The sequence below is a fragment of the Bradyrhizobium sp. 62 genome (assembly GCF_023073035.1).
Classification (GTDB): domain Bacteria; phylum Pseudomonadota; class Alphaproteobacteria; order Rhizobiales; family Xanthobacteraceae; genus Bradyrhizobium.
This window is the reverse complement of the sequence record NZ_JADPIT010000036.1, coordinates 8,489-17,826: the sequence shown is the minus strand read 5'-3', so window position 1 is coordinate 17,826 and position 9,338 is coordinate 8,489. Positions and strand designations below refer to the sequence as shown.

The 9,338-nt window shown below is 65.1% G+C and carries 8 protein-coding genes and 1 pseudogene; 5 read left to right on the top strand and 4 right to left on the bottom strand.

Annotated elements, in window-relative coordinates:
* Window positions 1-144 precede the first annotated feature (144 nt).
* The 5 genes from IVB47_RS34725 to IVB47_RS34705 all read left to right on the top strand — a co-directional run bounded on the left by IVB47_RS34725 (window position 145) and on the right by IVB47_RS34705 (window position 5,277).
* Complete coding sequence (locus IVB47_RS34725; RefSeq protein WP_247468397.1) at window positions 145-1,482, top strand: copper oxidase; 1,338 nt, start codon at window positions 145-147, stop codon at window positions 1,480-1,482.
* Window positions 1,483-1,517: 35 nt separating this feature from the next.
* Window positions 1,518-1,973: a cupredoxin family protein gene (locus IVB47_RS34720; protein ID WP_247468394.1), complete on the top strand. Its 456-nt coding sequence runs from the start codon at window positions 1,518-1,520 to the stop codon at window positions 1,971-1,973.
* Between the two features lie 16 nt (window positions 1,974-1,989).
* Window positions 1,990-2,292, top strand: a complete 303-nt coding sequence (locus IVB47_RS34715; RefSeq protein ID WP_247468391.1) for a copper-binding protein — start codon at window positions 1,990-1,992, stop codon at window positions 2,290-2,292.
* Window positions 2,293-2,640: 348 nt separating this feature from the next.
* Window positions 2,641-4,782, top strand: coding sequence for a flagellar biosynthesis protein FlhA (gene flhA, locus IVB47_RS34710; protein WP_027568198.1), 2,142 nt, complete (start codon window positions 2,641-2,643; stop codon window positions 4,780-4,782).
* Between the two features lie 294 nt (window positions 4,783-5,076).
* The gene (locus IVB47_RS34705; RefSeq protein WP_007600553.1) at window positions 5,077-5,277 is read left to right on the top strand and encodes a hypothetical protein; all 201 of its coding nucleotides are present in this window, start codon (window positions 5,077-5,079) and stop codon (window positions 5,275-5,277) included.
* A 299-nt stretch (window positions 5,278-5,576) separates the two neighbouring features.
* On the opposite strand, the gene IVB47_RS34700 is transcribed toward IVB47_RS34705, so the two are convergent.
* From IVB47_RS34700 to IVB47_RS34685, 4 genes and pseudogenes are all read right to left on the bottom strand, one after another.
* Window positions 5,577-6,797: an FAD-dependent oxidoreductase gene (locus IVB47_RS34700; protein ID WP_247468389.1), complete on the bottom strand. Its 1,221-nt coding sequence runs from the start codon at window positions 6,795-6,797 to the stop codon at window positions 5,577-5,579.
* Between the two features lie 141 nt (window positions 6,798-6,938).
* The gene (locus IVB47_RS34695; protein WP_247468387.1) at window positions 6,939-7,898 is read right to left on the bottom strand and encodes an AraC family transcriptional regulator; all 960 of its coding nucleotides are present in this window, start codon (window positions 7,896-7,898) and stop codon (window positions 6,939-6,941) included.
* A gap of 236 nt (window positions 7,899-8,134) precedes the next feature.
* On the bottom strand, window positions 8,135-9,193 hold the full coding sequence (locus tag IVB47_RS34690; protein WP_247468384.1) for an anti-sigma factor: 1,059 nt from the start codon (window positions 9,191-9,193) through the stop codon (window positions 8,135-8,137).
* Window positions 9,194-9,244: 51 nt separating this feature from the next.
* Window positions 9,245-9,338: pseudogene (locus tag IVB47_RS34685) on the bottom strand (RNA polymerase subunit sigma-70); the annotation flags it as partial.

Genomic DNA, 9,338 nt, shown 5'->3' with positions numbered 1-9,338 from the left:
TCGATGCGAAGCAAAGATTTTTCCTTGCCCAATGCGACTTGCAGACCGCCGTGAACGGCGGCGGCGCGCCCGCTGACGGCGACAGTTCAACCACTCTCGCCGCGGCAGCGCCTGCCGATGGCGGTCACTGACATGGAGGCCAACATGTTTTCCCGCCGAGGATTTTTGGGTAGCGCCGCGCTCGCCGGCGCATCCGTCGTCAGCGGCCGCACACAGGCCGCCTCCATTCCGGAAGCCCCGCACATGGACAAGGTCGTGATGCAGCCGCCGCTGCACCCGATCAGTGGGCCGGACTATCGCCCCGTCGTCACGCTGAACGGCTGGTCGCTGCCGTTCCGGATGAACGGCGACTGGAAGGAATTCCATCTCGTCGCCGAGCCCGTAGTGCGCGAATTCGCCGAGGGCATGAAGGTGAATCTGTGGGGCTATAACGGCCAGTCGCCGGGCCCGACGATCGAGGCCGTCGAGGGCGACAAGGTCCGCATCTTCGTGAGCAACAGACTGCCCGAATACACCACCGTGCACTGGCACGGCATGATCATTCCCAGCGGCATGGACGGTGTCGGCGGATTGACGCAGCCGCACATCCAGCCCGGGAAAACCTTCGTCTACGAGTTCGAGATGAGGAAGAGCGGGACCTTCATGTACCACCCGCATTCCGACGAGATGGTGCAGATGGCGATGGGTATGATGGGCATGGTCGTCGTGCATCCGCGCGACCCGAACTTTCGCCCGGTCGACCGCGACTTCGTCTTCGTCATGAGCACCTATCGCGTCGATCCCGGCACTTATCTGCCGCGCGTCAACGAGATGACTGACTTCAACATGTGGACCTGGAATGCGCGGGTGTTTCCCGGCATCGATCCGCTGCCGGTCAGGCTCGGCGACAAGGTGCGCGTGCGCATCGGCAATCTCAGCATGACCAACCATCCGATCCATTTGCACGGCCACAGCTTTGCGGTGACCTGCACCGACGGCGGCTGGATTCCGGAGAGCGCGCAATATCCGGAGACGACGACGGACGTACCGGTCGGCGCTGTCAGAGTGTTCGACGTGCTCGCCGACAACCCCGGCGACTGGGCGTTTCACTGCCACAAGTCGCATCACACCATGAATGCGATGGGACACGACATGCGCAACATGATCGGGGTGTCGCGCAAGGATCTCGCCAAGGCCGTCGGCAAGCTCGCGCCTGACGGCATGGCAATGGGCTCGACCGGCATGGCGATGGGCAACATGGAGATGCCCGCGCCCGACAACACGCTGCCGATGATGACCGGCACCGGTCAGTTCGGCCCGATCGAAATGGGCGGCATGTTCACCGTGATGAAAATCCGCGAGGGCCTCTCGCGCGACGATTATCGGGATCCGGGCCCCTACCGATTCCCGAAAGGCACCGTCGCCTACGAAGTCACGCCGCCGGCCCCGGAGCCCGTGCGGCAACAACCAGGCGGACCGCCGATGAAGAACATGAAGATGTGAGCGTTTCGATGAACCACCACCAACTGGAGACACCAATGAAGACGACGATCAAGCTCGGTCTCACGCTGGCCGCGCTTTCGACCGCGCCGGCCTTTGCCCACGACCAGCACGGGCACGGCACCTTTTCGGCCGGCGAGCCCGGCGATCCCAACAAGCCCGCGCGCACGATCGAGATCCTGCTGAACGAGATGGACTATGCCCCCGCCAGGATCGAGGTCAAACGCGGCGAGCAGATCCGCTTCGTGCTGCGCAACGTCGGCAAGGAGGACCATGAATTCCTGCTCGCCACCACCAAAGAGAATCTCGCGCATGCGGTGGAGATGAAGAAGCATCCGCACATGGAGCACGACGATCCCAACGGTGTCAGGCTCGCACCGAGCAAGACAGCCGAGATCCTCTGGAAGTTCAGCAAGGCCGGCACGTTCGAATTTTCCTGCCTGATACCCGACCACCGCGACTACGGCATGGTCGGCCACGTCACCGTGAAATAACGCAAGGGAGGTCCCCATGAATCGCATCATCCGCATCGCCGCCGCACTGTCGCTGGCCGTCGGCCTTGCCACAGGTGCCCTGGCAGCCCAGGGCGCCGCCATCAGCGGCGAGGTCAAGAAGATCGACGAGGCCGCCGGCAAGATCACGCTCAAGCACGGGGCCGCGAAGAACCTCGGCATGGATGAACCCATGACCATGGTCTACCGCGTCAAGGACCCGGCCGTGCTCAAGCAGGTGAAGGTCGGCGACAAGGTGACCTTCGAAGCCGAGGAGGCGACTTCGGGCTATACGGTGACCCGGATGGAGAAGGCGAAGTAGGGCTACTTGCTCCGTCCGCCGATTTCGCTCCCAGACGCTTCCACAAGTCATGGCCGGGCTCGTCCCGGCCATCCACGCCTTCGGCGAGACAAGCCGGGCATGACGACTGCTTGCCTGCCAGATGGCCGAAATACCCCGGTCAGCCCCCATGCCGCAGCCTTTATTAACCGTTTGCTAACCATACACCCGGCAAGAATTGCCCAGTGGAGTCGAGTGTCGTCAGCCGCGTAGAACGGGGAATGCCCTGTGGACGCCAGTGCGGTGCCTCACTTTCGGAACGGCGGCCCTTCGGCCGCCGCGCAGACATTTGGGGCGCGCGGACGGCAGTCGCGCGGAGGGGCAGCTACCATGGTCGACGTCACCGCTGGACAGGGCGTAGGCGGCACAAACGCCGGTTTCCCCACCCTCGCCGAGATCGGCAACATCCTCAAGCGCGGCGATATCGCGCTGGCGCTCGGCGTCCTCACCATCCTGGTGGTGCTGATCCTTCCCCTGCCCGCGATCGTGCTGGACCTGTTCCTGGCGATTTCGATCACGCTCTCGATCCTGATCCTGATGACGTCGCTGTTCATCCAGGCGCCGCTGGAATTCTCCGCTTTCCCGACCGTCCTGCTGATCTCGACCATGCTGCGGCTGTCGCTGAACATGGCCTCGACCCGGCTGATCCTGTCGCACGGGCACGAGGGCACGGATGCCGCCGGTCACGTCATCGAGGCCTTCGGCAGCTTCGTGATGGGCGGCAATTTCGTCATCGGCATCATCGTCTTCGCCATCCTGATCATCGTCAACTTCGTCGTCATCACCAAGGGTTCGGGCCGCATCGCCGAAGTCGCGGCGCGCTTCCACCTCGACGCCATGCCCGGCAAGCAGATGGCGATCGACGCCGACCTCTCCGCCGGACTGATCGACGAGGCGGTCGCCAAGCAGCGGCGCAAGGATTTGGAGGACGAGAGCGGCTTCTTCGGCGCCATGGACGGTGCCTCCAAATTCGTCCGCGGCGACGCCATCGCCGGCCTCCTGATCGTCTTCATCAACGTCGTCGGCGGCATGATCATCGGCGTGGCGCAGCAGGGCCTGTCCTTTGCCGACGCCGGCCGCAGCTACACGCTGCTGACCGTCGGTGACGGCCTCGTCACCCAGGTGCCGGCGCTGATCGTTTCGACCGCGGCCGGCCTGCTGGTCTCCAAGGCCGGCGTGTCCGGCGCCGCCGACAAGGCGCTGATGAAGCAGTTCTCCGGATATCCGCAGGCGCTGGCGATGTCCGCGGCGGTCATGCTGGTGCTGGCGGCCCTGCCGGGCATCCCGACCCTCCCCTTCCTGGCGCTCGGCTCCGGCGCCGGTGCGCTCGCCTGGCACGCCCGCAACCGCAACCGGGCAACTGCCAGGGCTGAGGAAGTTGCGAAGACCGCACCTGCGCCGGGAACGCCGGGTGCAGCCGGCTCCGCTGCGGCGGAGGAGCCGATCTCCGCGGCGTTGAAGATCGACGACCTCAAGATCGAGCTCGGCTATGCCTTGCTGCCGCTGGTCAACGGTCCCGACGGCACCGATCGCCTCACCGAGCAGATCAAGGCGCTGCGCCGCTCGCTCGCGATCGAGATGGGTTTCGTGATGCCCGCCGTGCGCATCCTCGACAACGTCCAGCTCGAAGCCAACACCTACATCATCAAGATCAAGGAGGTCGACGCCGGCACCGGCAAGATCTGGCCGAGCCAGTTCATGGTCATGGACCCCGGCGGTAGCCAGGTGCAGGTGCCCGGCATCCACACCACCGAGCCGACCTTCGGCCTGCCCGCGACCTGGGTCGATGCCAGCCTCAAGGAGGAGGCCTCGCTCAAGGGCTACACCGTCGTCGACGCCGCGACCGTGCTCTCGACCCACCTCACCGAGCTGCTCAAGGCCAACATGTCGGACCTGCTCTCCTATGGCGAGGTGCAGAAGCTGCTCAAGGAGCTGCCGAAGGAGCAAGGCGAGCTGGTCAAGGACATCGTGCCGGGACAGGTCACCGTCTCCGGCATCCAGCGTGTGCTGCAGCTGCTGCTCGCCGAGCGCATCTCGATCCGCGACCTCTCGACCATCCTCGAAGGCATCGCCGACTCGCTCGCCTTCTCGCGCAATCCGGCTACCATGGTCGAGCACGTCCGCGCCCGCCTGGCACGGCAGATCTGTGCGCAGAACACCTCTTACAGCGGGTATCTGCCGCTGATCGCGCTGTCGGCGCGGTGGGAACAAGCCTTCGCCGAATCCATTATCGGCCAGGGCGAGGAGCGCAGCCTCGCGATGCAGCCCTCGAAGCTGTCGGAGTTCATGACCGGCGTGCGCGAGGCCTTCGAGCGCGCCGCCCGCGAAGGCGAGGCCCCGGTGCTGGTCACCTCTGCGGCAATTCGTCCCTTCGTGCGTTCCCTGGTCGAGCGGTTCCGGGCCCAGACGACAGTGCTGTCGCAGGCTGAAATCCACCCCAGGGCGAGACTGAAAACGGTCGGAAGCATCTGATTTGCCTTAAGAAGCCGTGTGTTTTTTGGCCACATGCAAATGGTTTTTAAGCTTTTGGCGCTTTGCCGATCCACGGTCGGGAAGGCGCCTGACAGACACATTACAGCTTTGAAATAATTGCAAAATTGCACGATCTGGAGTCGCTTTTGATCGCGACTTCTCACGTCCTGTCACGCTCTTGTGATCGCCTCTTGGGAACGAATCCTCCCAATACTAGGTTGTTGGGCACCGGAAGCATGAACCTGCCCAAACACGCAGGCGACTACTTCGGGTAGATGGCGGCAGGAGCCTTCCATGAACCACTCGATTTACAGCGCAGATCGCTCGACCCACCTCAAGATCGTGGTTGTCGCGCTCGTTGCCGGCATCGCGGTGGCGGGTCTTGGGATCACCGCGCGTACGAGTTCAGATGAAGGCCTGACCCAGACCGCTCGCGTCATGAAGGCCGGCAAGCCGATCGCTATCACCAGTTCGAACGTGTCCCTCGTTCGCTAAGGAGATTTGAGTTTCAGGAATTCACGCGGCTCTTTATCAGCCCCCCAAAGTCGCCACGTGGATATGTAGACGACCCCAACCCCAAGTCGACTACAGAAAGCGCCCGCCCCCCACGGGCGCTTTCTCATGTCCGGGGTATGCCGTCATCGTGAGCGCACGCGCGTCCAGCTCCGTCATTGCGAGGAGCTCTTGCGATGAAGCAATCCAAAACCCCTCCGCAGAGACATTCTGGATTGCTTCGCTACGCTCGCAATGACGAAGGAAAACGTACCGCAGTCACCCCCCAACGGGCACCGATACTACCGCGCCCCATAACTCGGCGGCGGCGCCTGCACGGTTGGCGCAGCTGCCGCGAACAGCTCGTCCTTGCGCCCCGAGAGCGGCGGATAGATGCGCCTGCGGTTGATGGTCTGCTTGGTTGCCTTCGCGGCGGCGCCAGTGGCGCGGACTTCGCGGTCCCACCCTTCCGTATAGAGTGCGCCCCAGCCGCCGAGATCGAGCACGGTCACGTACCAGTCGATCCGGAGCGGCAGCATCGGCAGGCCCGCGAGATCGGCGACCACATTGTGGCCGGCGAAGCGGCCCATGGGACGCGCGAACTGGCAGGACATCACGGTCGGATGCAAGCCGTCGACCACGCTCGAGGCGACGTCGCCGGCCGCGAACACGCCGCCGACATCCGCGACCCGCATCATGGGATCGACCAGAAGCCGTCCAAGGCGATCGCGTGCGTCCGGGAAGCTCGCGGCCAAAGGGCTCGCGCGCATCCCCGCACACCAGATCACCGTCCGCGTCGGAATGAACTCGCCCGAGCTCAGGCGCAGGCCGGCGGCCTCGACGGAGACGACGCGGACGCCAAGCCGTGTCTCGACGTCGAGCGAGGCCAGCGCCGTCTCGATGACGGGACGCGCATGCGCGCCGATCGTGGCGCCCACCACAGGATTGGGATCGACCAGGATAATGCGGCGGCTGCCCGTGATGCCGGCGCGCGCCAGCCTGTCGGGCATCTCGGCCGCGACCTCGATGCCGGTGAAGCCGGCGCCGACCACGACGATCGTCGAGCGCCCCGGTGCGGGCACGCTGCGTCCGAGCCAGGTGAGATGATCCTCGAGGTGCAGCGCTGCTGCATAAGTGTCGACGTCGAAAGCATGCTCGGCAAGGCCGGGAATGTCGGGACGCATCACTTCGCTGCCGAGCGCCAGCACCAGCCGGTCATAAGCCAGCGTCTCGTCGCCGCCACCCGTGACCAGCGAAATCTCGCGCCGTGCCGGATCGATGGCTTCGACCTCGCCGATCCCGTGACTGACGCCGATCGGATCGAGCAGTTGCGGCAGCGGAAGCGCGACCTCGCTGAGATCGGCCTCGTAATTGCGGACGCGGATGTTGTGATACGGATTGCGATCGATGACACGAATCTCGATGTCACCGCCGGACGCGCCGATCTCTTCGCGCTTGCGTGCGGCACCGATGGCCGCCCACAGACCTGCAAACCCGGCGCCGAGCACGACGATACGCGCCATGTCCGTTGACTGCATTTCCCAAGAGAGCGACGAGGAAGCGACGAACGATCGAGCCGTCTGACCGCGCAGAGGGATATAACTCATCCGGCCGGGCGGACCAACTGCGGTGGCACCGGCGCGCCGCACAAATTCTCGGCGCGCTCAGGCCTCGCGCAGTTCCGACGGCGTCGCGGCAAAGCGCTTGCGGAAAGCGCGGTTGAAATAGGACAGATCGGAGAAACCCGACGAATGCGCGATGTCGCTGATCTTGCGGGTCCTGGCGCGGGGATCGCCGAGCAGCTTGCGCGCCTGCAGCAGGCGCTGTTCCAGCACGAACTCGGTGAAGGTCGTTCCGGCCTGCTCGAACAGGCGCTGGGCCTGGCGCGGGCTCAGGCCGGAGCGCGTGGCAATCTCGGACAGGCAGAGATCGTTGCGGCCAAGCGCAGCCATCACGTCGGCGCGCATGAGATCGAGACGGGCCGCCGCATGACCTCGTCCGCGCGCGAGACTTGCATGCTCGGCGTCGGTGCCGAGCAGGAGGCCGACGAGATCGACCATGTGCTGCGCGGTGAGGCGCTGGCCGACGGCGTCGAGATGCGGCGCATGATGGGCGGCAAGGGAGTGGTAGCGCAAGATCGTTTCGGCGACCGCGCCGTCCGAGAGGACTTGCGACAGCTTGTCCTCGGCACGCGGGTTGATGTCGAGCAGCGCGCGGCGCGGCATGCGGATGGTGGTGAAGCGATCTTCCTCGGTGTGACCGACGGTGCCGGTGATGCCCATGTCGACGAGCACCATCTGCGCCGGCGCAAGCTCCACCGCATGGCCGTTCTGCCCGACGCGGACGAGACCCGCATGCGCCGCGATCAGGACGAGATCGTCGCTGCCGTCGGCAAGGTGGCTTTGGGTGCGTGAATATTGCGCGGAGGCGCCTTCGGGAATGGCAAGCGCGATATTGTCGACCACGCTGACCTGGAGCCGGCAATCGATGCTGTCGCCCCGGCTCGGCCCGATATCCAGGCCGCAGGCCCCGAAAGTCCGCTCGCGCCAATGTTCGAAGGCCTGGCCGTGTGGCAATCCCGCGTATTGGTGAATGAAGATGCCCGACGTTTTCGCTGCATCCATCTGATTTCTCGCCCCTCTCCGGCACCATGATTGGGGCGCCGACTGCAAATTCCGGGCATTTGACGCCGCGAAACGCGGAGAGGTTCAAATCGGGGGCGGATTTGGCAGGATTTGTCGGAAGACGACGGTGGGACGGACCGTGGCGACAGGTTTACGCACTTATAGGCCCCATGGAGCAAAGCGGAATGCAGGGCAGTGGTCCCGGATTGCGCTGCGCTCCATCCGAGCTACGACGATTACTTCTTGGCGGGCGCCTGCGGCTGTGACGGCGGCACGGTTTCGATCAGCTTGCCGGAAAACACCGGCGCCGAGGTCGGCTGGCCGTTGGGCGAACCGCCCGCCTGCTCGACGGTGACGGCGTAGGTCGCGCCGTTGACGACGTCGGCATCGTACGAACCGAGCACCGGCCGTGCGGTGAAATCGCCGGCGCCGATCACGCCGAGCGAGCGCGGACGCGGCAGCTTGTCGGAGATCAGCCAGAGCTCGAAGCTCTTGCCGGGCTCCGGTGTCGCGCCGACCTTGCGCACCGTAAAGTTCTTGGTCGCACCGTCGATGGTGAGGATGAAGGCGGGACCTCCGCCCTGGCCCTGCAACAGCGCGACATATTGCGACGATACCGGGAGCGGCGCCGGTGTCTTCACCTCGACCGTCTGGATGCGCGCTGGCGGTCGCAAGCCGCCCGGCAGCGCGTCGGGCAGGAAGATCTGAAGCGACAGCGTCACGAGCAGCGCGGCCGCGAGCGCGCCGACGGCGGATGCGATGGTGCGCCAGCGCTTCACGCGGCCCTCGAGCCGGATCACGTTGCTGTTGTCGGCAACCGGCGGCGGTGGCGCACGCACGACATCCGGGTTCGGCGCGTGGACCTGCGGCATGAAGATCGGCACGACGTCGGGTATCGCATCGGACTCAAGTCGCGCCGCGGCGGGCTGCTCCACTTCGGGAGGCTGCGGCGGCGGTTGCTGCATAGTCTCCGACGGCACCTGCGGAGGCATGGTTTCGGGCGAGGAAAACTCCGGCACGAGTGGCGGCGGTGCTGCGTCCGGCAGCGCTGGCGGATCCTGCGCAAAGCCGGTCCGCGCGAGCTCGGAACTGATGTTCTCCCACACGATCGGACGCGGCTCGATCGAGCCGACCATCTGGTTGAGGACGCCGAGGCGGAATGCCCACGCCTGCACCAGATCGGCGAACCCCTTGTCCACCGCCATCATGGTCTCGACCTGCGCGCGCTCGCCGGCGTCGAGCGTGCCGAGCGCATATTCCGCGGCGAGCGCGATATGGTCCTCCGTATAGGCCATCACTTGCGGTCCAGACCCACCCTCACCGTATGAGCTCTCATAGTCCGAATCTCATAACCCGAGACATTCGCGAATATCCAACATGCTGCGCCGAAGCCACGTCTTCACCGTGTTGACGGGCGCCGCGAATTTCTCCGCCAGTTGC

Excerpts from the sequence above, each read along its gene's own strand:
- IVB47_RS34720 (WP_247468394.1), top strand. The coding sequence starts at position 1,518 with ATGAAGACGACGATCAAGCTCGGTCTCACGCTGGCCGCGCTTTCGACC.
- IVB47_RS34690 (WP_247468384.1), bottom strand. The coding sequence starts at position 9,193 with ATGGCCTATACGGAGGACCATATCGCGCTCGCCGCGGAATATGCGCTC.
- IVB47_RS34695 (WP_247468387.1), bottom strand. The coding sequence starts at position 7,898 with ATGGATGCAGCGAAAACGTCGGGCATCTTCATTCACCAATACGCGGGA.
- IVB47_RS34715 (WP_247468391.1), top strand. The coding sequence starts at position 1,990 with ATGAATCGCATCATCCGCATCGCCGCCGCACTGTCGCTGGCCGTCGGC.
- IVB47_RS34725 (WP_247468397.1), top strand. The coding sequence starts at position 145 with ATGTTTTCCCGCCGAGGATTTTTGGGTAGCGCCGCGCTCGCCGGCGCA.
- IVB47_RS34705 (WP_007600553.1), top strand. The coding sequence starts at position 5,077 with ATGAACCACTCGATTTACAGCGCAGATCGCTCGACCCACCTCAAGATC.
- flhA (WP_027568198.1), top strand. The coding sequence starts at position 2,641 with ATGGTCGACGTCACCGCTGGACAGGGCGTAGGCGGCACAAACGCCGGT.
- IVB47_RS34700 (WP_247468389.1), bottom strand. The coding sequence starts at position 6,797 with ATGGCGCGTATCGTCGTGCTCGGCGCCGGGTTTGCAGGTCTGTGGGCG.